29 protein-coding genes and 1 tRNA gene are annotated in these 24,043 nt (G+C 38.8%); 8 read left to right on the top strand and 22 right to left on the bottom strand.

Annotated features, from left to right (window positions below):
- Window positions 1-51 precede the first annotated feature (51 nt).
- The gene (locus UMU13_RS02855; RefSeq protein ID WP_328217057.1) at window positions 52-1,374 is read right to left on the bottom strand and encodes an ATP-binding protein; all 1,323 of its coding nucleotides are present in this window, start codon (window positions 1,372-1,374) and stop codon (window positions 52-54) included.
- A 134-nt stretch (window positions 1,375-1,508) separates the two neighbouring features.
- On the opposite strand from UMU13_RS02855, the gene UMU13_RS02850 reads away from it, so the two are divergent.
- Window positions 1,509-1,685, top strand: a complete 177-nt coding sequence (locus tag UMU13_RS02850; protein ID WP_328217056.1) for a hypothetical protein — start codon at window positions 1,509-1,511, stop codon at window positions 1,683-1,685.
- A gap of 129 nt (window positions 1,686-1,814) precedes the next feature.
- Here the strand turns inward: UMU13_RS02850 and UMU13_RS02845 are convergent, their stop codons facing one another.
- From UMU13_RS02845 to UMU13_RS02770, 16 genes are all read right to left on the bottom strand, one after another.
- Window positions 1,815-2,108, bottom strand: a complete 294-nt coding sequence (locus UMU13_RS02845; RefSeq protein ID WP_328217086.1) for a HepT-like ribonuclease domain-containing protein — start codon at window positions 2,106-2,108, stop codon at window positions 1,815-1,817.
- 48 nt (window positions 2,109-2,156) lie between these two features.
- On the bottom strand, window positions 2,157-2,471 hold the full coding sequence (locus UMU13_RS02840) for a nucleotidyltransferase family protein (RefSeq protein WP_328217055.1): 315 nt from the start codon (window positions 2,469-2,471) through the stop codon (window positions 2,157-2,159).
- A 259-nt stretch (window positions 2,472-2,730) separates the two neighbouring features.
- Window positions 2,731-3,012 (bottom strand): type II toxin-antitoxin system RelE family toxin, encoded by a 282-nt coding sequence (locus UMU13_RS02835; RefSeq protein WP_328217054.1) that lies wholly within the window; start codon window positions 3,010-3,012, stop codon window positions 2,731-2,733.
- Window positions 2,993-3,241 (bottom strand): hypothetical protein, encoded by a 249-nt coding sequence (locus UMU13_RS02830; RefSeq protein ID WP_328217053.1) that lies wholly within the window; start codon window positions 3,239-3,241, stop codon window positions 2,993-2,995. The genes UMU13_RS02835 and UMU13_RS02830 overlap by 20 nt, the downstream gene beginning before the upstream one ends.
- Window positions 3,242-3,417: 176 nt before the next feature.
- Entirely contained in the window at window positions 3,418-3,840 is a 423-nt protein-coding gene (locus tag UMU13_RS02825; protein WP_328217052.1) for a HepT-like ribonuclease domain-containing protein, read from the bottom strand.
- On the bottom strand, window positions 3,833-4,144 hold the full coding sequence (locus tag UMU13_RS02820) for a nucleotidyltransferase family protein (RefSeq protein ID WP_328217051.1): 312 nt from the start codon (window positions 4,142-4,144) through the stop codon (window positions 3,833-3,835). The genes UMU13_RS02825 and UMU13_RS02820 overlap by 8 nt, the downstream gene beginning before the upstream one ends.
- Window positions 4,145-4,599: 455 nt before the next feature.
- Window positions 4,600-6,543 (bottom strand): sulfate adenylyltransferase subunit CysN, encoded by a 1,944-nt coding sequence (gene cysN, locus UMU13_RS02815; protein WP_328217050.1) that lies wholly within the window; start codon window positions 6,541-6,543, stop codon window positions 4,600-4,602.
- Between the two features lie 374 nt (window positions 6,544-6,917).
- Window positions 6,918-7,826, bottom strand: a complete 909-nt coding sequence (gene cysD, locus UMU13_RS02810; RefSeq protein ID WP_442902125.1) for a sulfate adenylyltransferase subunit CysD — start codon at window positions 7,824-7,826, stop codon at window positions 6,918-6,920.
- A gap of 231 nt (window positions 7,827-8,057) precedes the next feature.
- Complete coding sequence (cysQ, locus tag UMU13_RS02805; RefSeq protein WP_328217047.1) at window positions 8,058-8,876, bottom strand: 3'(2'),5'-bisphosphate nucleotidase CysQ; 819 nt, start codon at window positions 8,874-8,876, stop codon at window positions 8,058-8,060.
- A 37-nt stretch (window positions 8,877-8,913) separates the two neighbouring features.
- A complete protein-coding gene (locus UMU13_RS02800) occupies window positions 8,914-10,686 on the bottom strand; it encodes an SLC13 family permease (RefSeq protein WP_328217046.1) in 1,773 nt (590 codons plus the stop codon).
- Entirely contained in the window at window positions 10,683-11,633 is a 951-nt protein-coding gene (locus UMU13_RS02795) for a sigma-54-dependent transcriptional regulator (protein ID WP_328217045.1), read from the bottom strand. The genes UMU13_RS02800 and UMU13_RS02795 overlap by 4 nt, the downstream gene beginning before the upstream one ends.
- Before the next feature lie 355 nt (window positions 11,634-11,988).
- Window positions 11,989-12,336, bottom strand: coding sequence for a HepT-like ribonuclease domain-containing protein (locus UMU13_RS02790; RefSeq protein WP_328217044.1), 348 nt, complete (start codon window positions 12,334-12,336; stop codon window positions 11,989-11,991).
- Entirely contained in the window at window positions 12,329-12,640 is a 312-nt protein-coding gene (locus tag UMU13_RS02785) for a nucleotidyltransferase family protein (RefSeq protein WP_328217043.1), read from the bottom strand. Before UMU13_RS02785 ends, UMU13_RS02790 begins: the two co-directional genes overlap by 8 nt.
- A 366-nt stretch (window positions 12,641-13,006) precedes the next feature.
- A complete protein-coding gene (locus tag UMU13_RS02780) occupies window positions 13,007-13,351 on the bottom strand; it encodes a HepT-like ribonuclease domain-containing protein (protein ID WP_328217041.1) in 345 nt (114 codons plus the stop codon).
- Window positions 13,344-13,658, bottom strand: a complete 315-nt coding sequence (locus UMU13_RS02775) for a nucleotidyltransferase family protein (RefSeq protein WP_328217040.1) — start codon at window positions 13,656-13,658, stop codon at window positions 13,344-13,346. The genes UMU13_RS02780 and UMU13_RS02775 overlap by 8 nt, the downstream gene beginning before the upstream one ends.
- 444 nt (window positions 13,659-14,102) lie before the next feature.
- Window positions 14,103-14,190 (bottom strand) — tRNA-Leu (locus UMU13_RS02770).
- A 182-nt stretch (window positions 14,191-14,372) separates the two neighbouring features.
- Here UMU13_RS02770 and hfq point away from each other — a divergent pair.
- Window positions 14,373-14,876: an RNA chaperone Hfq gene (gene hfq, locus UMU13_RS11780; protein ID WP_442902124.1), complete on the top strand. Its 504-nt coding sequence runs from the start codon at window positions 14,373-14,375 to the stop codon at window positions 14,874-14,876.
- A gap of 14 nt (window positions 14,877-14,890) precedes the next feature.
- A complete protein-coding gene (locus UMU13_RS02755) occupies window positions 14,891-15,256 on the top strand; it encodes a response regulator (RefSeq protein ID WP_328217039.1) in 366 nt (121 codons plus the stop codon).
- Here the strand turns inward: UMU13_RS02755 and UMU13_RS02750 are convergent.
- From UMU13_RS02750 to UMU13_RS02730, 5 genes are read right to left on the bottom strand one after another with little or no spacing between them, the layout of a single operon-like run.
- The gene (locus UMU13_RS02750) at window positions 15,246-16,898 is read right to left on the bottom strand and encodes a 2Fe-2S iron-sulfur cluster binding domain-containing protein (RefSeq protein ID WP_328217038.1); all 1,653 of its coding nucleotides are present in this window, start codon (window positions 16,896-16,898) and stop codon (window positions 15,246-15,248) included. The genes UMU13_RS02755 and UMU13_RS02750 overlap by 11 nt on opposite strands.
- A gap of 1 nt (window position 16,899) precedes the next feature.
- Window positions 16,900-17,643: an amino acid ABC transporter ATP-binding protein gene (locus tag UMU13_RS02745; protein WP_328217036.1), complete on the bottom strand. Its 744-nt coding sequence runs from the start codon at window positions 17,641-17,643 to the stop codon at window positions 16,900-16,902.
- Complete coding sequence (locus tag UMU13_RS02740; protein ID WP_328217035.1) at window positions 17,636-18,580, bottom strand: amino acid ABC transporter permease; 945 nt, start codon at window positions 18,578-18,580, stop codon at window positions 17,636-17,638. Before UMU13_RS02740 ends, UMU13_RS02745 begins: the two co-directional genes overlap by 8 nt.
- A gap of 19 nt (window positions 18,581-18,599) precedes the next feature.
- A complete protein-coding gene (locus tag UMU13_RS02735; RefSeq protein ID WP_328217034.1) occupies window positions 18,600-19,409 on the bottom strand; it encodes a transporter substrate-binding domain-containing protein in 810 nt (269 codons plus the stop codon).
- Between the two features lie 21 nt (window positions 19,410-19,430).
- Window positions 19,431-19,592 carry a hypothetical protein gene (locus UMU13_RS02730; protein WP_013885499.1) on the bottom strand — a complete coding sequence of 54 codons (162 nt, stop codon included), beginning with the start codon at window positions 19,590-19,592 and terminating at the stop codon, window positions 19,431-19,433.
- A gap of 620 nt (window positions 19,593-20,212) precedes the next feature.
- Here UMU13_RS02730 and dnaX point away from each other — a divergent pair.
- From dnaX to UMU13_RS02705, 5 genes are all read left to right on the top strand, one after another.
- Window positions 20,213-21,817 (top strand): DNA polymerase III subunit gamma/tau, encoded by a 1,605-nt coding sequence (dnaX, locus tag UMU13_RS02725; RefSeq protein ID WP_328217033.1) that lies wholly within the window; start codon window positions 20,213-20,215, stop codon window positions 21,815-21,817.
- 41 nt (window positions 21,818-21,858) lie between these two features.
- The gene (locus UMU13_RS02720; protein ID WP_328217032.1) at window positions 21,859-22,236 is read left to right on the top strand and encodes a YbaB/EbfC family nucleoid-associated protein; all 378 of its coding nucleotides are present in this window, start codon (window positions 21,859-21,861) and stop codon (window positions 22,234-22,236) included.
- Window positions 22,237-22,239: 3 nt separating this feature from the next.
- Complete coding sequence (gene recR, locus UMU13_RS02715) at window positions 22,240-22,839, top strand: recombination mediator RecR (protein ID WP_013885494.1); 600 nt, start codon at window positions 22,240-22,242, stop codon at window positions 22,837-22,839.
- Between the two features lie 113 nt (window positions 22,840-22,952).
- On the top strand, window positions 22,953-23,447 hold the full coding sequence (locus UMU13_RS02710) for a roadblock/LC7 domain-containing protein (RefSeq protein WP_328217031.1): 495 nt from the start codon (window positions 22,953-22,955) through the stop codon (window positions 23,445-23,447).
- A gap of 11 nt (window positions 23,448-23,458) precedes the next feature.
- Window positions 23,459-24,040, top strand: coding sequence for a GTP-binding protein (locus tag UMU13_RS02705; RefSeq protein WP_328217030.1), 582 nt, complete (start codon window positions 23,459-23,461; stop codon window positions 24,038-24,040).
- Window positions 24,041-24,043 lie beyond the last annotated feature (3 nt).

The raw sequence follows: 24,043 nt of genomic DNA, 5'->3' as shown, positions 1-24,043 counted from the left end.
GCCTGCGGCATTTAACGGGGTAAATCTAACGTTTTACGCTCAACCCGGCTTTTACATGTAAACAAGATTTATGTCTTTTAAGCTCAGCAGCTTGTACTCAACTTTATAGTCACCATATTTTTTCAACAGGGTTCGGGATTTATCCTCAAGTTTCTTCTTATCCAATTTATTTTCAGATAGTTTAACTTCGCAAAATATAATTTTCTTTTCCTCATCATTTAAGGCTACAATATCAATTTCATTTTCATTATTCCGCTCCCAATAAGAACCGATTTTGGAATATTTTTGCTGCTTTCTGAAATATTCAATAAAAATCTTTTCCAGGAATTTTCCGCTGAAAGTATCGAAATCCCTGAGCACTATTTTTCTCAGTCTCTCAAAATTATCAGCTTCGACAACAGACTGATATTTGTAGATAAACCTGAACCAGAAAAACAAAAAGTTATCCACAATTTCGTATTTCTGTCTTTTTGAACCCTCTTTTGCATTAATAGGCTTAATGCTTCTTATAATATCATAATCATTCTCAAGCCGGTAAAGATAGCCTGAAATATTTTTTTCCAAAATCCCTTCTATCTCATTTTTAGAGGTTTTAGAATTTGCTATAAGACTAAGGATTGAAAAGTAAACCTTGTATTCCCTGCCGAATTCTTCAATGAGTCTGTTTTTACCTTCATCCAGAAAAAGTGAATTTTCCTTTATTATTTCCGAAACCATGGAATCTCTGTCAAAAGCATTATATAAGACAAAAAGCTCTATGTATTTTGCAACTCCTCCGGTCAATATATAAAAATCAAGAAGATTTTTATTGTTCAACATACTTTTATCATCCAATATTTCCGCAAGTACGCTTACTTCCAAAGGTTCTACATTAAGCCGAAAATCAGCTCTCCCAAATAAAGGCTCTTTGTAATCTTCAAAAATTTTCTTCATAAGAGAAAACTTTGAGCCGCAAAGTATTAGATGTAATTTTGATGTATCTTTATTTAAATCCCATAATTTTTGCATAGATGAATAAATTGAAGGGTTTACTACAAAAAATTCCTGAAACTCATCTATTATTAAAGTAATTGGATGCTTTTTCGAAAAATCCAGAAGCATTTTAAATATATCTTCAAACTGAGAAATCTTACCATAAACAGGAACATCCAGACGTTCTTTTATTTCGTCTACAAATTCATCACAAAGCAGTGACTCTTCTTTTTTGGAAACAAAAAAGTAAAGTTTTGAATCATTTGTAAAATTTTGCAGGGTCAAAGTAGTTTTCCCTACACGCCTTCTGCCCGTGATTATAGTCATAACTGAACGGCTGCTTTTTAGATTATCAGCTTTTTTGAGGGTATCAAATTCCTGGATACGGTCATAAAATTTCACATAACAACTCCAGTTGTAATAACTCCCGTTATTATAATACAATTTGCCGGCTGGTCAATAAAAAAACTTTACTGAGCATTTAAATTTAAAGATGAATGTGCTGAGTGAGACGCAAGATTTGAAAGGTGAGGGAGTTGAATAAAACTAAGTTTACAGGGCCGAGGCCTGAGAAGGCAGAGGCAAAGGTTGAGGTAGAGGGAGAAACAGTTGAAGAGGTTGAAAAAGTTGAGGGGGTTGATGAAGGTGAGACGGTTGAAACCGTTGATGTGGTTGATAAAGTTGAGATGGTTGAGACGGTTGAAGTAGTTTAGCATGTTTGTGATTTACTTAACCTCATAGTTATTTTTGGTTATTGATCGATATTCGTAGTATATTTGTTGTTATTTATGGTGTATTCATTGTTATTTTTGGTTACTCATAGTGTATTTAAAGTTTTCTTTTTATTCCGTATTCAATTTTTTACTTAGTTTCTGAAGCTTTTCATACAATTCCGGCAAATCTTCACAGACAACAGCCCAAATTATAGATTCGTCAACACCGAAATATTCGTGTATTACCTTGTTTCTCAATCCTACAGTCTGTTTCCATGGGATATGCTCAGAATTATTTTTTATATCTGCAGAGATTTTATTAGAAGCTTCTCCGATAATTTCCAAATTGCGGATAACCGCGTCCACTGTTTTCCTGTTATTTTTGAAAGCCAGAAAATCGTAGTTTTTAGTATAGGAAAAAATATTTCTATTGAAAATATAATATCATTTAATAAAACCTTAGTATTTCTCTTAGACATTAACTATATCCTCTTGGACATCTTCCCATAACTCAGGATTATGCTGAAGCATTGGTGGAGTCAAAACATCCACATTATGATTAAGGATTCGTTCCAAATACTCACACAAATCGACGAAAGCAAATCCTAATGGCTTTTCCAGCTCTAACAACAAATCTATATCACTATTTTCTGATTTATTTCCTCTTGCATAGCTGCCGAAAAGTCCGATTTTCCGGACACCATATTTCTCATATAATTCTTTTTTATGTTCACGTAAGTATTGAAGAATCTGCTCTTTTGTCAGCTCATTTTTTGCAGCGGGCATGTCTGAGCTCCTTTGTTGTGGAGGTTAATAATAATTATAGTAATACCGGCAGGGGGTTGCAAGGGGAAAGGCGGGGAAAGGCCTGAGGTTGAGGTAGAGGGAAAGGCGTGAGGCGTGAGACGTAAGACGTGAAAGTTGAGATGGTTGAGAGAGTTGAGGGGGTTGAGACGGTTGAAACCGTTGATGTGGTTGATAAAGTTGAGATGGTTGAGATTAAACTAAGTTCAAAGGGCCGTGATGCGTAATGCGTGAAAGAGATTTACTTATAGATGTCTTTTCTTTTTCCCGCTCTGAGCACCAACAGAACTAAATCATCATTTTCGATTCTGAAGATAACTCTGATTTTTCTTGCAACAACAAAACGAAATTGACCTTTATATTTTGTGCCTTTGAGTTCTGTAATTTTCTTTGTTTTTTTTAGTTCATCAAGGTTTTCAGCCAGATAGCGTATTTTTTTAACAATAAGCTGCCTTTCAGCCGGATTGAAGTTTTTTAGATCTTTTACAGCAAATTCCGAATATTTAATCTTCTGGACTTTCAATGTCTATACCCAGATTCTCATAAATTTCACTTTCGTCATAAATTTTCATTTTTCCGGCTTTAATATCATCTGTAATTTTGTCAGCAATAATACCATCGGTATAGTCGAAGTAAAAATCCAGAGCGGATTCAACAATATCCTTCTGGCTTTTACCCAAAGCCTTGGATACTATCTCCAATTCGTTTGCTATAGATTCTTCAAATGAGATAAGTTTTTTTACAGTTGGCATAGCAACCTCCTGATTAATATATCTAATTATATATCTAACAAGCTATATGTCAAGAACTTAGTGCTAAGGGAGTGAAACGTAAGACGTAAGACGTTAAACGTGAGATGTGAGGCGTGAGACGTGGACGTGGTTGTGAGAGTGGGCATAAGTTGAGTCGGTTGAGCCGCCTGGCTTGGTCAAAGGACTTGTAATTTTTCAATAACAAAGTCCAGATATTTATTATGCTCACAATAAGCTTCTATTAACTCTTTTTTTAAGAGTTCTTCAATTTTATTTATTTGATCCAATATATCATTAGTAAAATACGGTAAATCATTTATAACGACATCCCAGACTTCTTCCGGATCGATACCGAAATAATTATGTATAAGCAAATTTCTAAAATCAACCACTACGCGGGCGTTTTCATCCAATATGTTTGAGCCAATAAGATGCCTGGCTGCTTCTCCAATTATTTCAAATTCCCTGATAACGCTGTCCCAAGCATTAAAATCATGAAGTAATTCTTCAGAATTTTCAAATTTTTCAACAGTCTTTTGAATTTTTAATATTGCAACATAGATATCAAAAAGAAAAAGCTCCTCTATTCTTTTAGACATGTATAATATCTTCCTGAATATTTTTTTTTATATACGGATTCATAACACTATAAAACCCAATATCTACATTCTTATTAAGTTTTTCCGTCAGATATCTTTTAGCTTTTGCAATTAAAAAGCCATTTTTTCTGTCCATGTCAATAATTATTATATCTATATCATTGTATTCAGGCTCGTTATCTCTGGCGAAGGAACCAAAAACAGCTATCTCATTTATACCATAGAGTCTTTTCAGCTCAGGTTTCAGTTCCCGCAGATATTCAAGCGTTTGTTTTTTTGTGCGTTCGTTTTTTGCAGCGGGCATATCTGAGCTCCTTTTTTGTGGAGATTATAAGTAATTATAGTAATACCGGCAGGGGATTGCAAGGGGAAAGGCGGGAAAAGGCAGAGGTTGAGGTTGAGGCAAAGGTACAGGTATAGGTATAGGTATAGGTTGAAGAGGTTGAAAAAGTTGAGAGAGTTGAGGGGGTTGAGATTGAAACTAAGTTTAAAGGGCCGAGGCCTGAGAAGGCAGAGGCAAAGGTTGAGGTAGAGGGAAAGGCGTGAGGCGTGAGACGTAAGACGTGAAAGTTGAGATGGTTGAGAGAGTTGAGGGGGTTGAGACGGTTGAAACCGTTGATATGGTTGATAAAGTTGAGACGGTTGAGAGAGTTGAGACGGTTGAAGGAGGTTGAAAAGGCCCGACCTGTAAAATTTAGAATCTATACCAACAAGTAAGGCAACTGGAGCTGGCTCTAACACCAGCGCCAGCTATCCACCTTAAAGATTTATTATTCCGGCGTTTTTGAGGTGTTCGATAACTTTTTCCACGGCTTTATCAACGCTGAGATCTTTTGTTTCCAGATGAATTTCCGGAGCATGCGGCTCTTCATACGGGGAGTCAACACCTGTAAATTCCTTTATTTCACCTGCTCTGGCTCTTTTGTAAAGCCCTTTGGGATCCCTTTTCTCACAAATGTCCAGCGGCGTATCCACAAAAACTTCCACAAATTCATCATCATTCACAATATTCCGCACATTATCCCTGTCTCTTCTGAAAGGGGAAATAAATGACGTGAGTACAATGACGCCCGCATCCAAAAACAGTTTCGCAACTTCGCCTATTCTTCTGATATTTTCCTCACGGTCGGCTTCTGAAAATCCCAGATCCTTGTTTAATCCGTGCCTGACATTATCACCATCCAGAAGATAGGTATGCACGCCGTTTTGGTTTAGGTAAGATTCCACCGCTCCTGCAATTGTAGACTTGCCTGCACCGCTTAAGCCGGTAAACCACAATACGCAGGGACTGTGCCCCTTTATAGCAATGCGCTCCTCTTTGCTCACATTGGTTTCATGCCATACGACATTCCTGCTTTCCGCTTTATCTTTAATAAGACCTGCGCCGGAGGTTACATTGGTAAGTCTGTCTATGAAGATAAAACTGCCCGTCTGCTTATGGTCCACATATTTGTCATAAGCAATCTGGGAAGTGAGGTTGATTTTACAGTATCCGATTTCATTAAGCTTTAGTGAGTCTGCATCCTTTTTTTGCAGTGTATTAACATCGACCTTGTACAATATTTCCTCAACATAACCGCTTGTATAAGTGGAAGCCCTTTTAATGTCGTACTGCCTGTTTTTCACCAAAGGATTTTCATTCATCCATATGACCATTGCATAGAAGGAATCACTGACATCGGGGATATTTTCAGACTTGACAATCATATCACCCCTGCTGATATCCAGCTCGTCTTCCAAAGTAAGCGTAATAGACATCGGCGGCCAGGCTATTTCCATAGTCTGCAGTGAATCATTTTTTTCGCTTTCCGAGTGATAGGCAGGAACCACTTCTTTAACAACAGATTCTTTCCTTGAAGGCAGAACTGTAATCCTTTCGCCTGCCTTTATTGTTCCTGATGCCACCATACCAGAATAACCACGGAAAGAAGAATGCGGTCTGTTAACATACTGAACGGGAAATCTGAAATCCTTCAAATTTATATTAGCGTCAACTTTTATATTCTCAAGATTGTGCAATAGACTTACACCCTCATACCACGGTGTCCTATCGCTGAGATTAACGACATTGTCACCTTTAAGGGCAGAAATGGGGACAAAAACAACTTCCGGCTTTTCCTGGCCGCTTTCAATCTGTGAAAGTAAATCCATATAATCTTTCTGAATTTGCTTAAAAACATCTTCGCTGTAATCCACAAGATCCATTTTGTTCACAGCTACAAGAAGGTATTTTATCCCGAGAAGTCTGGTTATGAAAGTGTGTCTTTTCGTCTGGGGCAAAACCCCTTTGGATGCATCCATAAGGATAACGGCAAGCTCGGCATTTGAGGCACCGGTCGCCATATTCCTCGTATATTGTTCGTGTCCCGGCGTGTCGGCTATGATAAATTTCCTTTTTTTTGTGGAAAAGTACCTGTAGGCAACATCTATTGTAATGCCCTGTTCTCTTTCAGCCTGCAAGCCGTCCACAATTAATGCCAGATCCAGATTGTCATCCGAAGAGCCTTTATATTTGCTGTCCTTTTTTATGGACTCCAGCTGATCCTCAAAAATAAGTTTGGAATCGTGCAGCAGCCTTCCAATCAGCGTACTTTTTCCGTCATCCACACTGCCGCATGTGATAAATCTTAACAGCTCTTTCTCTTCATGCTCTTTCAAGTAAGCCATGATATCTTTTTCTATCAAATCCGATTGGTGACTCATTAAAAAACCTCCGGTGTTAGTGTTAAGCGTTAAGTGCTAAGTGTTAAGTTGTTAACTAATCCGCTTAGCATTTTTAAAATTTCATTTGATTCATTAACCCAATTATTTCCTGTTTCTTTTGCAATATATCCTATTTCAATACCTATATAAGTCTATGTAAGCATATTCGCAGAAATTATTGGTACATAGAGAGAGATCCCTCGGCTTCGCTCGGGATGACAGAAAAGAAATCTAACACCCGCCCAAATCTCTACCTATACCTATACCTATACCTATACCTATGCCTATGCCTATGCCTCTACCTCTGTCTTCTCTGGCCTTGACCCGCGGCCCTCTGAACTTAGCGCTTAATACTTAGCACTTAGTGCTTAACACTAAAAGTATCCTTCAATCTTCTTTTTTTCCATAGAGCCTGCCTGATCAAAGTCGATCACTCTGCCCTGGCGTTCGGAAACTTTTGTCAAAAGCATCTCCTGAATAACTTCGGGAAGCGTTGCAGCTTCAGATTTAACCGCACCGGTTAATGGATAGCAGCCGAGTGTCCTGAATCTTACCATTTCGTACTGTGGCTTTTCATTCTTCCCAAGGGGGATTCTGTCATCATCCACGAGAATCCAGACTCCGTCTCTTTCCACCACGGGACGTTTTTTGGCAAGATACAGGGGCACAACCGGTATATTTTCCAGATAAACGTAAAGCCATACATCCAGCTCCGTCCAGTTGGATAGGGGAAATACCCTTATACTTTCACCTTTTTTGATTTTACAATTGTAAATATTCCAGAGTTCGGGGCGCTGATTTTTGGGATCCCACCTGTGCTTCTCATCTCTGAATGAGAAAACACGCTCTTTTGCCCTGGATTTTTCCTCATCCCTCCTGGCGCCGCCGAAAACGGCATCAAATTTGTACTTATCCAGAGCTTGTTTCAAAGCCTCCGTTTTCATGATATCCGTGTGAACTTTACTGCCATGTATGAAAGGGTTGATATTCTGTTTAACACCTTCCTCATTAATATGGACTATCAAATCCAGCCCAAGCTCTTCAGCCCTTCGGTCTCGAAACGTTATCATATCCTTAAATTTCCATGTGGTATCGACATGCATAAGGGGAAAAGGCGGCTTGCCCGGATAAAAAGCTTTTAAGGCAAGATGCAGCATGACGGATGAATCCTTTCCTATTGAATACAGCATTACGGGATTTTCGGACTCAGCCACCGCTTCCCGTATGATGTGGATACTTTCGGCTTCAAGCTCTTTTAAATGTGTAAGTTTGTAATCTGAAATCATAAAATTTTACTCCTCTTTTCGTTCTCCGTTCAAAGTTCAAGGTTGATATAGTGTTATTTAAATCTTAACACTTAGTATTTAGTACTCTTATCTTAACTTCCTCAACCCTCTCAACTTTTTCAACCTGTACCTTAACCTTAACCTTTACCTCTACCTTCTCCCGCCTTGCCCCTAGGCCCTTGCTCCTTAGCCCTTCAATTACATCAAATACATCAAATACCTCAAAGACTAAGCATTAAGTACCTTATTTAACGCCTTAAACCAACTTAAAACAGTTTCATTGTATTCTCTCATTCCGATAAAATAAGGATTCAGCACGGAATCTTTTGTATTGTATTTCAGTTTGTTGCCAGCATTATCGAGTACAACTCCGCCGGCACATTCCAAGACGCATTGACCGGCTGCTGTATCCCATTCAGATGTGGGACCGAATCTCGGATAAACATCGGCTTTGCCTTCGGCTAAGAGACAGAATTTCAGAGAGCTCCCTGCAGCTACAATCTCATAATTTTCAAAATTTGAAACAAATGTCTGCATAAGCTCACTCTGATGTGACCTGCTGCCAACGATTTTCAGATTATCTGTATTTAGATTATTATCAGCCGTCAGCTTTGTTTCAGCCCCGTCATAATTTCTTCTAAAAGCTCCGTTCTTTATATCAGCCCGGTAGATTAGTTTTTGAGCAGGGATGACCACAACACCTGCAGCGGGGGCGTTTTCTTTTATCAAAGCAATATTTACGGTAAATTCACCGTTCTTTTTTATAAATTCTTTTGTGCCGTCCAAAGGATCCACAAGCCAGTATTCACCCCAGCTTTTTCTCTTTTGCCAGCTGATATCCGCAGATTCCTCAGATAAAACCGGAATTTCAGGTGTTATCTTTTTAAGCTCTGAAACAATATGTTCGTGAGAGCGCCTGTCAGCCTCAGTAAGAGGGCTGGAATCCTCCTTGTGCTCAATCCGGATATCACCTTCATAAATTTTCATAATTCTCTCGCCGGCTTCAACTGCAACCCGGATAATTTCTTCCATCAATTCATTTGTCATATAGCACCAGCCGGAGACTGGTAAATATGTGGACACATTAAAAGCTCCATATAAACGGTATTAGTATTACTGAAATAATCATGTATGTTAAATTCAGAGGAATGCCAATTTTTAAAAAGTCACTGAACTTGTATCCCCCCGGGCCGTAAACCATAAGATTTGTCTGATAACCTAAAGGTGTGGAAAAGCTGGCCGAGGCTGCAACAGCAATAGCCATGGCAAAGGGCATAGGGCTGAGTCCTAACTGTGCAGAAAGGGACATGGCGATGGGAAACACCAGGGCTGCTGCGGCATTATTGGTAATAATTTCAGTCAAAAGAGTCGTTGAAAAATATATAGCAGCCAGATAGCCGATATTTCCGAAACTTCCCACAGAATTAACAATAAAAGAAGCCAGATAACCTGCAGTTCCTGTCTGCTCCAGTGCTTTGCTTACTCCGAGGGCTGCTGCAATAACTATTATAACGTTCAATTCCAGTGATCTTCTCGCCTCAAATACGGAAAGTGTTTTGGTGAGCAAAAGCACTACCAAAACCACAAATGCAGCAGTAAAAATACTTGTGATACCAAAAGTAGCAGACAATATCATTGCAAGTACCGAAATAAGTGATATCCACGATTTGCGCTTATCAACAATCGGTATCTTATCACCTTTGCTTATAAGATAAAAATCTCTGGAACCACTCCAGATATTTATAAAATCATCACCCGTTATCAATAACAGTGTATCACCTGCTTTAAGCTTCAGATTACCTATGCCTTCGTTCAGTTTTTCCCCGTGTCTGTGAACAGCAACCACTGCAGCATCGTAACGGCTTCTGAAGTTGCCCTCTTTAATTGTCTTATCCAGCATTGGGGATGAATTTGAAACAACGACTTCCGTAAATCTTGCCTTGCCTTTCTCCAGCAACTCTCTGCAAAAGTCGTCATCATGTATGGGCTCAAGACCTTCTATAGCCTGTAATTTCTTAATACCGTCGGCTTTGCCCGAGAAAAGAAGTATGTCATCTTTATATAATTTTTCCGATGGTTTTACCGGTGAAATCTGACTTCCATTTCTTACAAGTGTTACAAGGTATATGTCCTCCAAATTCCTCAAACCTGCAGTTTCAACCGTTTTTCCTGTAAGATTTTCTCCTTTTACTTTCATTTCATAAAGGTATTCAATACCTGCTTTGGCAAACGAATTAAGAAGATCGGGTTTGTTAGGCAGCAGTTTGTGACCGATAAACATCATAAATGCAAACCCGCCTATGGCGCATGGAACACCTATCAGTGTAATATCAAAGATATTCAGTGAAATATTTCTGTAATCATACAGCATCCCGCTTACAACAAGATTGGTTGAAGTGCCTATCAGAGTGCAGATACCGCCGAAAATAGAAGCATATGAAAGAGGAATCAGGAACTTGGAAGGTGAGATTTTACTTTTAAGCGCCCAGTCCCTTACAGTAGGGATAAACATTGCCACCACCGGTGTATTATTTAAAAAGGAAGAAAGACCGAATACAGGGAGCATAATCTTAAGAAGGGATTTTCGACCGTCTTTGGCTTTACCTATAAAACGATCCGCCATTGCAGATAAGAATCCGGATTTTTGTACGGCAAAGGCTATGGGAAACAAAACAGCTACAGTCATCATACCTTTATTTGAAAAACCGCTGAGAGCGTCAACAGGATCCAGTATACCCGTTAAAAGAAAAATACCCAGTGCGCTGAACATTATCACATCAGGAGCAAACCACTCAAAAACCATTCCCAGAATCATCAAGACTAAAATTATCAGCGTAAAGGCAATTTCAGGAGTCATTTATGTTCCTCCCTGAATTCATTGGGATCGATATTCAACTTTTTCATCTTTCCACGCAGCGTATTGGGATTAATCTGTAAAAGATGAGCGGCTCCGTTTCTACCCTCCACCTGTCCTTTACAGTGCCGCAGAACTTTCTCTATATGATTTTTAATAACTGTATCCAAAGGCTTAATCTCAGAAATATCTTCAAAGCCGCCGCCTAAAGCCTCTTTTATTTTAAGGGTTTTTCCTTCGCCAAGTATAACCGCCCTCTCCATCACCGAAGCAAGCTCTCTCACATTACCCGGCCACCCGTAGGATTTTAAAACTTTAACATCATATTCCGAAAGAGAGCGTGGATAAAATCCCAGTCTCTCTGCTGCCCTTTTTGCAAAATAATCGGCCAGATCGGCTATATCGTCCAGACGTTTTCTCAAAGGCGGGATTTCAATGGTAAAAACGGATAAACGCTCCCATAATTCTGATAGAAAGAGACCTTTCTTAATCATTTCCTGAATATTATCGCTGACTGAAACCACAAGCCTCACGTCAATGCTTACAGGCTTATCTGATTTATTTGTAAGAGTGCCGTTTGATATGACTTCAAGCAGACTGGACTGGGAATCGTTTGAAAGGGAGCCTACTTCATCAAGGAGAAGGGTGCCTCTGTGTGCTTTACCAAACCAGCCCATGTTTTCTCTGCTTTGAGCATTGTTATCACCGAACAGATATTCCCACTGCAGGCTTTTTGGTACGGAAGCACTGTTTACCCTGATAAATGTTGCTGAGGATCTCTTGGAAGCTTTATGTATAGCCCTTGCTATAGCTTCCTTGCCGGCTCCGTTCTCTGCCAGAAGCGTAATAGGCTGATCAAGATGTGCATATTCATGGATTTTATCCAAAACACTCTTCAAGCCTGAATTGGCACCAATAATGTTGCTTACAGTATTAACATTAGCGCTCAAATGAACCACCAAATATGACGGAATTTGTCAAAAACATAACTGATTCTACCAAAAAAGAAGGGAGTGTCAAGGAGAAAAAGTGCTAAGTGCTAAGTGGAGAAGGCCGTGATGAGTAATGCGTGATGCGTAAAGCGTAAAACGTTAGACGTGAGATGTGAGACAGGCAAAGGCTGAGGTAAAGGTATAGGTATAGGTTGAAGAGGTTGAAAGAGTTGATAAGGTTGAGATTGAACTAAGTTTAAAGGGCCGAGGAGCAAGGTTCAAGGGACAAGGACGAAACATGTTGATAAAGTTGAGGAGGTTGAGGAAGTTGATATGGTTGAGACGGGGCTGTTATTTATTACTCGTTGTTTTTTTAAATGTCGTAATCTTTTTTCAGAATTTGAATGTTTTTTATCAGTTCATCAAGTTCTTTTGAAGTTAAATCCCAGACAATTTTTTTATCAATGCCAAAATACTCATGTACAATAAAGTTTCTAAAATCTTTAATCATCCGCCAAGGATACTTAGGGAACTTTTTCTCCAATATCTCCATAATTGACGATATAGCCTCTCCAATTACAATATACTCCCTTATTGTAGCACTGAAAGTTTTTCTGTCATTGCAAAAATCTTCATAGTCCATATTATCGACAAAATCTTTAATAGCTTCTGCTGAATCGAGGATATCATTTATATAAAGATTTATATCACGATTATACATAGATTATATCCCGGTTTATCTGGTTTCTCACTTCCTTTTTTACAGCACTTTCTATACCTAAATCTACTTCCATATCTAAAGATTCTTCCAGATAATATTTTAGCTCAAAAAAACTTCTGAATTTATTGTCACTTTCTAACTCTACGACTATGTCTATATCACTGCTTTTTTTGTTTTCATTCCTTGCATAGCTGCCGAAAAGTCCGATTTTCCGGACACCATATTTCTCATATAATTCTTTTTTATGTTCACGTAAGTATTGAAGAATCTGCTCTTTTGTCAGCTCATTTTTTGCAGCGGGCATGTCTGAGCTCCTTTGTTGTGGAGGTTAATAATAATTATAGTAATACCGGCAGGGGATTGCAAGGGGAAAGGCGGGGAAAGGCAGAGGCAAAGGTTGAGGTAGAGGGAAAGGCACAGGTACAGGTACAGGTATAGGTATAGGTATAGGTTGAAGAGGTTGAAAAAGTTGAGGTGGTTGAGACGGTTGAAACCGTTGATGTGGTTGATAAAGTTGAGATGGTTGAGAGAGTGCGGTTTGGGGAAGTATAGAATGTTTATGATTTAAGTAATCTCATAGTTATTCGTAGTTAATTCTTAGTTATTGCTGGTTATTCATTGTGTATTAATAGTTATTTGTTGTTATTCTTGGTTATTGGGTTATTATGTTTTAGGTATTTTCTGTAATAATCGTCTCTATAGCCTGTTTTAGCATAGGTACATCGGAGCATACAGTATTCCAGACGATTTCCAGATCAACTCCAAAATATTCGTGAATAAGCAGGTTTCTAAAATCTTTTATATCACTCCATTCCACTTCATTGTATTTTGAAAGCAGATCAGAAGGCAGGTGTTTTACTGCTTCACCAATAATTTCAAATTCTCTGATTACGGCATTGTAAGTTTTCCTGTCATTAATAAAGTCATCGTAGCTCATGCCTTCAACATAACTTTGGACAGCATCCACAGAGGTTTTAATATCAAAGAGAAAAAGCCTTATATCCCTTTTAGACATATATAATTTCCCGCTCAACTTTTTCCTTAATAAATGGCTTTAAATTATTTTCAATGCCCAGATCAACCTGTCTGCCAAAAGTTTCTTCCAGGTCCCTTTTTAAGCTCAGAAAATTATGAAGCGTTTTGTTATTTCTGGTTATTTCCACTGCTATATCAATATCGCTGTCACTATTTGCTGCTCCATATGCATAGCTGCCGAAAAGTCCGATTTTCCGGACACCATATTTCTCATATAATTCTTTTTTATGTTCACGTAAGTATTGAAGAATCTGCTCTTTTGTCAGCTCATTTTTTGCAGAAACCATATAAGAGCTCCTTTGTTGTGGAGGTTAATAATAATTATAGTAATACCGGCAGGGGATTGCAAGGGGAAAGGCGGGGAAAGGCAGAGGTTGAGGTTGAGGTAGAGGCAAAGGTATAGGTATAGGTTGAAGAGGTTGAAAAAGTTGAGGGGGTTGAGACGGTTGAAACCGTTGATGTGGTTGATAAAGTTGAGACGGTTGAGGAAGTCTGTGGGTTCCTTAACTTCATAGTTAATCGTGGTTATTGATTTTTATTGGTCGTAATTTATAGTGTATTTGTTGTAATTCCTTGTTATTAATTGTTATATTTGACATCTTCTTTTTATAGCGTCTGTTGACGAAACCAAAACTGCAATTTTCGTTTTTCACCATTGGAAATAACATTATTAATGAAACATAATTCAATAATATTTTTTATTAATTTATATTAAGGAGTATCCAGAATAATGGTGCCGAGGGGGGGACTCGAACCCCCACAGGCGTTAAGCCCACATGAACCTGAATCATGCGCGTCTACCAATTCCGCCACCTCGGCAGGAAAGAAATTTACAGGAAGTTTATACTAATAAATAATAATGAAGTCAATAAATAAAAGAGTTTTTCAGCCGGAATTTTCAATCTAAATGTTGGCAACAGGGCGCAATCCGGCTGATAACGATATTTTGTTGACAAAAAACACAAAAGTCTATAGTATAGAGATATTTAATAGGTGGGGAAATGTCTTTATACGCTCAGGTTGAGTTTGTTTATTTGCAAAATGCGCGCACCCGTGATGTGCCTTTACTCTTTATTTTATCTAACAAAGAGAGATTCAGAGGCAAAATCGTCGGTTTTGATCAGTACAATATAATTATAGATGACTGCGATATCAAAACAAATATTTACAAACAGGATTTGGCTACAATAGCCGCTGCAAGAAATGTTATAGATATAGAATATATCAGCAAAATATACTATCAGATGCACCAGGGAAAGCATCCCAAGCACATGCGCCCGCCTATGCAGGATATATTTCTCAATGAGGTAAGGAAATCCAAGTCTCCGATAACGGCTTTCCTGAGAAACGGTGTAAAGGTTAAAGGTCTGCTTGTGGGCTTTGATGATTATACACTTCTTACGACATATGAGGACAGGCAGCAACTGATTTACAAGACCGCTATCTCAACGATATACCCTCTCTATCAAAGCGGTGAAATAATAAAATATGACGGTGAGAGGTAACCCGGATGAGTGATATGAACGATTACAGCGTTTTGGTAGTAGATGATGAGGAGCACACCAGACTCGGCTATGCGGAAGTTCTGAGAATTGACGGCTATGATGTGGACGTTGCCCAAAACGGCGCTGAAGGTCTCAAAAAGGCTGAAAGAAAAGAATACCAGGTAATTGTCACGGATCTGCGTATGCCTGAAATGGACGGCATGACTTTTATAGAAAAACTCAGAAATTTCGACCCGGAAGCAAGGGTTATTGTTATCACGGCATTCGGAACATTCAAAACATACAAAAAGACCAAAGAGATGGGCGTGGTTTCATTTCTGAACAAACCAGTAAGAGCCAGGGATTTGAAGGAAGCAGTGGCAGATATACTTAAGAAGTAAGTTTGCGCTCTATTTTATCATACCTTTTGTTAAACTCTTCATTTTTATAAAGCTCAATTTCTCTCATATCGCTTATTCTTGATTCAATGAACGTTTTAACATCCTGCTCTGTAAAAAACTTGGAAGCCAGAATAGTGGGATCCCCTGAATAAAATTTTGTCTTTTTGGAATAATATTTGGGCAGTATTGATAAATCGAAGAGATTGTTCACCAGATAATCATAGTGGGTAAGATTCTGTATTATTATGTTTTCGATATTGCCCAGTTCTTTTTGAACAAAATCAGTCAGTGTCATCAGATATATTTTCAGCTCCCTCAGCTGGTCAAGCATCTGCTGACTCAGAAATATTTCAACATCCTTCTTCCTGTAGATATAAAACATATTACCTTCATTTCTCTTTGAAAACTTGACCAGATGCTCCAGTTTTAGCTCATCCACCAATTCATTTCTGTCTTTTAGAACAAAATTGTTATTGACTGCTCCTATTCTCATGAGAATTTTGATTGTTTTCAGCAATGCGGGCAGAGCGATGGAATCCGGTTCCTTTAAATCGTCCTTCATTGTTACATGAGTCAAATCGTCTGCAATATCAATAATGGGATTTTTGCCTGTGGTGAGCAGTCTGTCTATATCTATAGTATCGGAAACGTACTCAGAATTTAAAAAGTAAAAAATGCCGTCTTTCAAAAAATAAGAAAACCTCAGATTATCCAGCGCAACCTGAAGATTCTGCCCATTAACAGAATTAAGAAGCCTTAAAAATGTCAGCAGATTTTTAGGGTCATTGTAGGGCTGCAACACTTCACATTTTAGTGTTCCGATTTCAAAAGAATGGTAGTTGACAAGCTTAAAAAATATTTCACCGTTAAAGTATTCCTTGTCCAGAATTATAATCACTCTGTCCAAATCGGGAATATCTATATTATCGTGAATAAAGTCAGACAGTATGTTATTGTCAAGAATATCGGTAAGCGGCTCACTTATTTTAACCAGACCTTCGGATGCGATATTGTTTATCCCTGCTGCATACACATAATATTTCACACCGCCGGGATATTGGATAAGAAGCAAGCCATCCCTGACACCGTAAGTCTGATCTTCATCCTCTTCAACCGAAACTCCCCCCTCTTCACCTTCTTTAACCTCAGGCTCATAATCTGCCTTATACTCAGATTGATTTTGGGATTCGGAAGATTCCACGCTTTCAAAATCTTCCTCCGGGCCTGGCTCTTCATCTTTCACTTTGATTTCCTCAGCAGGTTTTTGTTCCTCTTCAGCCGCATCTTTATTTTTCTTTTTTACTCCAAGTATATCCGGATCTTTGCCGGAAGAAACATTCCACTCTTCGGTATCCACAACAATATCTGATCTGATGATATATTCACAGGCAAGCCTGTAGCCGTTTTCCAGATTCATCAGCGCTAAAATCAGACGGTCCTTTTTGGTGGGTTTATTGATTTCCCCTCCGGCCGGAGATGATATTTTCACCTTGCATTTGCCGCACTGACCGTTTCCGTTACAAAGGGAAGATATGGGAATATCATTTTCTTTCAAAAGTTTATAAAGATTGGTACCGGACTTTGCTTCCAGTGTAATATTTCTGTTTTTTATTGTTACATTATATTTTTTATTGAATAACATATCAAAGTATCTGACTTAAGAATTTTTGAAGCCGCTCATTATCCGGGTTTTTAAAAAGTTCTATAGGTGTGTTCGTCTCTATTATCTCACCCTCATCCATAAAAATTACTCTGTCGGCAACCTCTCTTGCAAAACCCATTTCATGAGTTACAACTACCATAGTCATACCTTCTTTGGCAAGTGTTTTCATTACCTCAAGCACCTCACCAATCATCTCAGGATCCAGGGCACTTGTAGGCTCATCAAAAAGCATAATCTTAGGCTTCATTGCCAATGCCCGGGCTATGGCCACCCTCTGCTGCTGTCCACCTGAAAGCTGGGATGGAAAACTCGTTGCCCTGTCTGCAAGCCCGACTTTTTCAAGCAGCTGGATTGCTGTCTTGTCGGCTTCGGATTTTGAGACTTTTCTTACCGTTGTGGGAGCTATTGTAATATTTTCCAATGCATTCATATGCGGGAACAGATTAAACTGCTGGAAAACCATCCCCACCTCTTCCCTGACCTTATTGATATTGGTTTTCGGATCTGTCAGGGAAATACCGTCGATAATAATTTCCCCTTCATTAATAGGCTCCAGAAAATTCAGCGTCCGAAGGAGCGTTGATTTACCTGAGCCGCTGGGACCGATAACGACAACAACCTCTCCGTAGCTTACATCCATTGAAACTTTTTTAAGCGCTTTGACACCATTGCGAAATGTTTTTACAACATCTTTGGCTATAATAATCTTTTTGCTATCAATCACTCTCTGATAATCTCCTTTCCAAAATTTGAACAAAAAACGACAGCGATGACGTTAATACCAGGTATAAAAGAGCAACACTAAACCATACCTCAAAAGGTGAAAAGGTTGATGTGACAATCTCCCTTCCTGATTTGGTAAGATCCGTTATTGAAATTACCGAAACCAGCGAAGAGTCCTTTATAAGCGAAATAAACTGTCCTGCCATAGGCGGCAGTGTCCTTTTTAAAGCCTGAGGCATAATTATGTGTCTCATTGCCTGGAAATAATTCATGCCGAGACTCCTGGAAGCCTCCATCTGCCCTTTGGGTATGGACTGAATGCCGGCTCTTACAATCTCAGCAATGTAAGCTCCTGTAAAAACAGCAAGTGCTGCAGTACCCGACGTAAAACGGTTAAGATGAAGTACAGTACCTATAAAAAAGTAAAAAATGAAAATCTGAACAAGAAGGGGGGTACCCCTTATCAGTTCAATATAGGTGACTGCCAGCTTTTTTAGAGCAGGATTACTGGATATTCTTGCAATACCTGTAAGTACACCGATAATTATGGCAAAAAATATTGCCACAATGGAAAGCTTTATGGTCATATAAAGACCGGTCAACAGCGGACCGGCCCTTGTTCTTGAATTTGAAGCTAATATATCCCCTTCGAAGACCAGGTCACCATCACTCACCTGCTTCGTCTCAAACTTTTTTACAGTGTACGGTTCTCCTGCCTGCATGGGGATTACTTTTATTTTCCCATCAGTTACTTTAACATTACCAGCCACCGGAGTTCTTATATTGGTGACATCTTCATAAACAAAATACTGCAACAACCGTTCCCAACGCCAGATGTAATCCACCCTTTTGGATGCATAATAAACTCCGAAACAGACGGAAACGATGATCAGTACAAAAATAAAATTCCAGAACAGATTGTATTTTTTACCCTGCATTTACTTAAAGTCCTTAAACCTACTGAACCTGCTCTAACCAGGCGTCGCTTTCAAACCATTTCTGATAAATCATATCATATCTTCCGTCACCTTTGATCTGGGCAAGGAAATTATTAAGCCAGTTAATAAAATCCGGATCACCCTTTCTTACAGCCCAGGCAAGCGGCTCATATGTGAAAGGCTCATCAAGAAAAACAAGTTGATCTTTATACTGAGAATAGAAAATCGAACAGTAAGGAAGGTCGTAAACAAATGCATCGGCTTTACCGTTTATTACTTCCATTGCAGCCTCGGGCTCTGTTTCAAAAAGTCTCAGCTTAGCTTTCGGCATATACTTTTTTGTGGCGAAATCTGCTGTAACGCCCAGTTTTGTAGCTATTGTATATTTGGGATCATTCAGATCTCTGTAACTGTCCACCTCATCAGCCAGCTCTTTTCTAATGAGAATAGTCTGACCGACAACAACAACCGGATCGGCAAAGTTAATCTGCAGATTTCTCTGGGGCGTAATAGTCATACCGGACATAATGATATCAAATTTTTTGGTGAGAAGTGCCGGAATAATTCCATCCCAGGCCGTATTTACAAGCTCAAGTTTCACACCCATCTCTTTTGCCATAAGCTTTGCAATATCAACATCAAATCCGATTATCTCACCCTGCTTGTTTTTGATTTCAAAAGGCATGTAACCCGCTTCCATTCCCACACGAAGAACACCCCGTTTCATAACCTTGTTAAGTGTTGACTGTTCCCAAAGTTCATTGGAATTGGCAAATACAGAAAATGCCATCAAAAAAACCAGAGCAATACTTAGTAATACTTTTCTCATGCTATCCTCCACAAAATTTTATTAATAGGACTTACCTTCGTCCAAAAGCTCATTAATTATCATATTTACTTTGCATTCGGGACATTTGGGAATATCTTCTCTGGGGATATAGATAATCTGTGTCCTGCCGCACTTAACACACTTGACTTCAACGGCTTCCACTTTATCTTTTTTATTTTTCATCATCCACCTGCTGAATTAAATAAATAAATGTATTCCAACTTACTCGGATATCTCTTATTTTTCAAGCATTTTTTGATTTAATAAAAATAAAGATATTTTTTATTTATCCTTTTCTTCCCGCTAAATCAGCAGCACTGTATATAGATAGATATCCCTCGGCTTCGCTGGGGATGACAAAATGCTGTCTAGCATCCGCCTTGGGCGGATAAATAGAATGTAAACATATTTACCAGTCTAAAAGACTGGTGCTATTCGCAGGCATTATTCCGAACGAAGGGAGAGATCTCTGCCATATGTAACGACATAACGAATAAATATACAACTGTGCTTAATATTGGGATATCTTTATACGTGAAAAACCCGATATTAAGATAAAGTATTGTAAATAGCATAATTACAAAAACTTGGGGAGGTTTCTAAAACGTTTCGTTATTGCAAAAGATACTAAAATATGATTGATTATTCTGTTAAACTAAATTAACTTACATAAATAAATCTTACAAATGTGTAATTTTTTATATGCTAACCCCAGACTAAGACTGGTAAATATGTGGAACGCATCAAACCGGGTAATTAGCCCGAAAATGAAACATATCAGCTAATTTAAAGGAATAAATCAGATGGCGTATTTGGCTTTAGCAAGAAAATACAGACCACAGAATTTTCATGAAATAGTCGGACAGGACTTTGTGGTAAAAACACTCAGCAATGCAATCGAACTGGGAAGAATATCGCACGCATATCTTTTTACCGGTCCTAGGGGTGTCGGCAAAACAAGTACGGCTCGTATTTTTGCAAAAGCCGTTAACTGCAAAACTCCCGATGGTGTAAACCCATGCAACACTTGTGAAATATGTGAAGAAATAACAGACGGTTCATCTATGGACGTCATGGAGATCGACGGAGCATCCAACAGGGGCATAGATGAGATAAGACAACTCAGAGAGTCCGTTCGATTCATACCAGCCAAATGTAATTACAAAATATATATTATCGACGAAGTACATATGCTCACTGAGCCGGCTTTCAACGCACTTCTGAAAACACTGGAAGAGCCCCCCGAGCATGTAATTTTTATAATGGCAACAACTGATGCACACAGAATCCCGCCAACAATACTGTCAAGGTGCCAGCGTTACGATTTCAAGAAAATACCTGCGGACTTCATGTATGACTACCTAAGCGGAGTACTGCAGAAGGAAGAAATAGAGCACGACAAGGACGCTGTAAGTGTTATCATGCGCAATTCAGAAGGTTGCATGAGGGATGCCCTCTCATTGGTGGATCAAATTGTCGCCTATTCCGGAGGTACTGTTAACATCCAGGACACCTCCTATCTTCTTGGTCTTTCGGATTATACTATTATAAACCGGCTGTTTGAACTGGTGCTGAACGAGGATATTACAGCTGTAGTCAAACACACGGAAGAAATTAACCTGAAAGGACTGGACTACATCTTTATTACGAAAACCATTATAGAATATTTGAAACATATTATGTTTGCCAAAGCCACGGGATATTTCCCCGAGAAAGAACTCACCTCGGAAGAAATCAAATATTTTACAAAAATCATGGAAAAGATTGATGAAAATCGGGCTTTTGTCCTGTTTCAGCTTTTTCAGAAACTGCTGCAGGACTTAAAGTTTTATGATATGCAGCAATATGTTTTCGAATTCGGTCTGTACAAGGCTGCAAATATATCGAAAATTATAGATGCCTCTGCAGCTGCTTCCAAATCAGCCCCGATACCGGAAAACAAAACTGCCGCAAAAACTTCTGACACTTACGGTAAAAGCACTGACAGCAAGATAGATTTAAACGACACGGATAAGATGTGGGATAAGCTGCTTGATCAAATAAGCAAATATAATCCTTCAACTTCGGCAAACCTTAGCCACGGTTATATCATAACTTCAGACAGCAATAACTTTAAAGTGGGCTTTAGTGAGGCAAAGCGTTTTCATTACGACATTGTGAACAAGAAAGAGCATATGGATATAATAACAAACGTTGTCAGGAATTTTTTCGGTGATGACAGAAAACTGTCTATCGTACTTGAAAACGGCAGTAAAAAAAAAGGCCTGAGTGAGAAAAAAGAGGAACTTGAGACTTATCACGAGAAAAAAACCAAAGAAGAAATAAATAAAAATGAGATGATAAGTAAAATTAAAAATGAATTTAACGGCAAAATAACGAATATAAAAGTTTACAAAGCTAACAAATAGATTAAATTTTATATTTTAAAATTAAATCGTACCTACGTTTAATGACGAGATTGGACAAAATAGAATTGAACAAATATTATGTAAAATTTCAGGAGGAATACAAAATGAACATTCAGCAAATGATGAAACAGGCACAAAAAATGCAGAAGAAAATGGAAGAAGTCCAGGAAGAAGCTGCCAAGGAAGTTGTAGAGGCATCAGCAGGCGGCGGCATGGTTACTGTAAAGGTTAACGGCAGACAGGAGCTTATTGAAATCAACATTGAAGATGACGTGATAAACCCAGAGGATAAGGACATGCTTTCCGACCTTATCATTGCCGCTGTTAATGAGGGGATGAAAAAGGCTCATGATATGGTGCAGGAGAGAATGTCAGAAATAACCGGAGGAATGGGGATGAATATCCCCGGCATGTTTTAAAAAATGCTAAAAATCAAGAGTTTTGACAAATGCGTTTTCGAATTGGGCAAGCTGCCCGGCATCGGACGAAAAACAGCACTGAGACTTGCCATGTATATCATGAAAATGAATGAGAGGGATGTCAAAGAGCTTGCAGACAGCATTGTCGATTTGAAACAGAATATAAAGTTCTGCAAAGAGTGCGGAGGATTGTCCGATGGTGAATTATGCAGTATCTGCGCAGACTCATACAGGGATAAAAGAGTAGTCTGTGTTGTGGAGGAGCCCAAAGATATATTTATTATCGAATCCAGCGGAAGGTATAAAGGTGTGTACCATGTCCTTGGCGGCAAGATTGCACCGCTGGACGGGATAGGTCCTGATGAGCTGAATCTTCAGAGACTTATCGACCTTGCTTGTGAAAACAAGGTTGATGAAGTTATCATTGCCACAAACCCTGATATTGAAGGAGAAACCACCGCAACTTATGTGTATAAACTGCTAAAAGACTTCGATGTTAAAATGACAAGGATAGCCAGCGGTGTCCCCACCGGCGGACTGCTGGAGTTTTCTGATGATATCACCATATTAAAAGCTATTGAGAACAGAAGGGAAATGTATTAAAAATATTAATATGAAGGGAGTTGTTTAATATTTTCATCTGACCGTCTGCCGGTTAATGAAAATAATTGTTCAAATCTCTTGGATGTATATATTTATTGACTAAGGATTATATTATGAGCGATAGTTCATGGATCTATAATGAGAAAATCATAAAAAGACTGGAAAAAGAAGTTGAGCTGCTGAAAAATGAGTCAGGTGCAACAGCCGCCTTCCTTGTGGACAAAAACGGGCAGCCTGTTGCAACTTCTACGTCGGTGTCCGAGTATGATACTACTTCAATTGCAGCACTAGTGGCGGGCAATGTAGCTGCTACCGATGGTCTGGCAAAACTTCTCGGGGAAAAAGAATTCTCTCTTCTTTTCCACGAAGGTGAGAATGAGCACGTACACATAAGCTTGATTTTTAATGTTATAATTCTTGTTGTTATCTTCGATGAATCAACATCACTGGGTCTTATAAGACTGCGGGTAAAGAAATTTATAACGAAAATAGAGGAATTTCTGAGATCTTCTTTCCAAGATACTGACAATGATCCAAAAAATATTTTTGGAGATATAACCGATGATGAAATAGAGGGCCTGTTCGACCCAAAAGAATCTGAGCAATAAAGGGGTGCACATTGTCATTTATTAACTATTCCACCAAAGAACTTAACTGTAAAATCGTATATTACGGTCCGGGTTTATGCGGCAAAACCACAAATTTACAATACATCTACAATAAAACGGATGAAAAAAATAAGGGGAAGATGATTTCTCTTGCCACCGAAACAGAGAGGACACTCTTCTTTGATTTCATGCCCCTCAAACTGGGAGAAATCAAAGGATTTAAAGTGCGTTTTCATCTTTACACCGTTCCTGGTCAGGTATTTTACAATGCCAGCAGAAAGCTGATTCTCAAAGGTGCAGACGGTGTTGTTTTTGTGGCAGATTCGCAGGTTGACAGAATGGATGCAAACATGGACAGTTTTGAAAACCTCCGTGATAACCTCCAGGAGCACGGCTACAACCTGGATAAGATGCCGCTGGCACTGCAATATAATAAAAGAGATCTTGCGGATATTGTCCCTGTAAATGAACTGGAGAAAGCACTTAATTACAGAAATATAAAGTCTTACGAAGCTATCGCCATTCAGGGAAAGGGCGTTTTTGACACATTGAAGGGCATAGCCAAGGATGTGATCAAAAAGATTAAGGGGTAAATT

The sequence above is a fragment of the Flexistipes sp. genome, assembly GCF_036172515.1.
Lineage (GTDB): Bacteria > Chrysiogenota > Deferribacteres > Deferribacterales > Flexistipitaceae > Flexistipes.
Note: the sequence above shows the minus strand (reverse complement) of the source record. Positions and strands in the feature narration are given on the sequence as shown.

Excerpts from the sequence above, each read along its gene's own strand:
- UMU13_RS02735 (WP_328217034.1), bottom strand. The coding sequence starts at position 19,409 with ATGAGAAAAGTATTACTAAGTATTGCTCTGGTTTTTTTGATGGCATTT.
- UMU13_RS02820 (WP_328217051.1), bottom strand. The coding sequence starts at position 4,144 with ATGCCCGCTGCAAAAAACGAACGCACAAAAAAACAAACGCTTGAATAT.
- hfq (WP_442902124.1), top strand. The coding sequence starts at position 14,373 with ATGTCTTTATACGCTCAGGTTGAGTTTGTTTATTTGCAAAATGCGCGC.
- cysN (WP_328217050.1), bottom strand. The coding sequence starts at position 6,543 with ATGAGTCACCAATCGGATTTGATAGAAAAAGATATCATGGCTTACTTG.
- UMU13_RS02755 (WP_328217039.1), top strand. The coding sequence starts at position 14,891 with ATGAACGATTACAGCGTTTTGGTAGTAGATGATGAGGAGCACACCAGA.
- UMU13_RS02740 (WP_328217035.1), bottom strand. The coding sequence starts at position 18,580 with ATGCAGGGTAAAAAATACAATCTGTTCTGGAATTTTATTTTTGTACTG.
- cysQ (WP_328217047.1), bottom strand. The coding sequence starts at position 8,876 with ATGACAAATGAATTGATGGAAGAAATTATCCGGGTTGCAGTTGAAGCC.
- dnaX (WP_328217033.1), top strand. The coding sequence starts at position 20,213 with ATGGCGTATTTGGCTTTAGCAAGAAAATACAGACCACAGAATTTTCAT.
- UMU13_RS02750 (WP_328217038.1), bottom strand. The coding sequence starts at position 16,898 with ATGTTATTCAATAAAAAATATAATGTAACAATAAAAAACAGAAATATT.
- UMU13_RS02785 (WP_328217043.1), bottom strand. The coding sequence starts at position 12,640 with ATGCCCGCTGCAAAAAATGAGCTGACAAAAGAGCAGATTCTTCAATAC.
- UMU13_RS02790 (WP_328217044.1), bottom strand. The coding sequence starts at position 12,336 with ATGTATAATCGTGATATAAATCTTTATATAAATGATATCCTCGATTCA.
- UMU13_RS02825 (WP_328217052.1), bottom strand. The coding sequence starts at position 3,840 with ATGTCTAAAAGAATAGAGGAGCTTTTTCTTTTTGATATCTATGTTGCA.
- UMU13_RS02840 (WP_328217055.1), bottom strand. The coding sequence starts at position 2,471 with ATGCCCGCTGCAAAAAATGAGCTGACAAAAGAGCAGATTCTTCAATAC.
- UMU13_RS02800 (WP_328217046.1), bottom strand. The coding sequence starts at position 10,686 with ATGACTCCTGAAATTGCCTTTACGCTGATAATTTTAGTCTTGATGATT.
- UMU13_RS02710 (WP_328217031.1), top strand. The coding sequence starts at position 22,953 with ATGAGCGATAGTTCATGGATCTATAATGAGAAAATCATAAAAAGACTG.
- UMU13_RS02775 (WP_328217040.1), bottom strand. The coding sequence starts at position 13,658 with ATGGTTTCTGCAAAAAATGAGCTGACAAAAGAGCAGATTCTTCAATAC.
- UMU13_RS02720 (WP_328217032.1), top strand. The coding sequence starts at position 21,859 with ATGACGAGATTGGACAAAATAGAATTGAACAAATATTATGTAAAATTT.
- UMU13_RS02830 (WP_328217053.1), bottom strand. The coding sequence starts at position 3,241 with ATGCCAACTGTAAAAAAACTTATCTCATTTGAAGAATCTATAGCAAAC.
- UMU13_RS02780 (WP_328217041.1), bottom strand. The coding sequence starts at position 13,351 with ATGTCTAAAAGGGATATAAGGCTTTTTCTCTTTGATATTAAAACCTCT.
- UMU13_RS02730 (WP_013885499.1), bottom strand. The coding sequence starts at position 19,592 with ATGAAAAATAAAAAAGATAAAGTGGAAGCCGTTGAAGTCAAGTGTGTT.
- recR (WP_013885494.1), top strand. The coding sequence starts at position 22,240 with ATGCTAAAAATCAAGAGTTTTGACAAATGCGTTTTCGAATTGGGCAAG.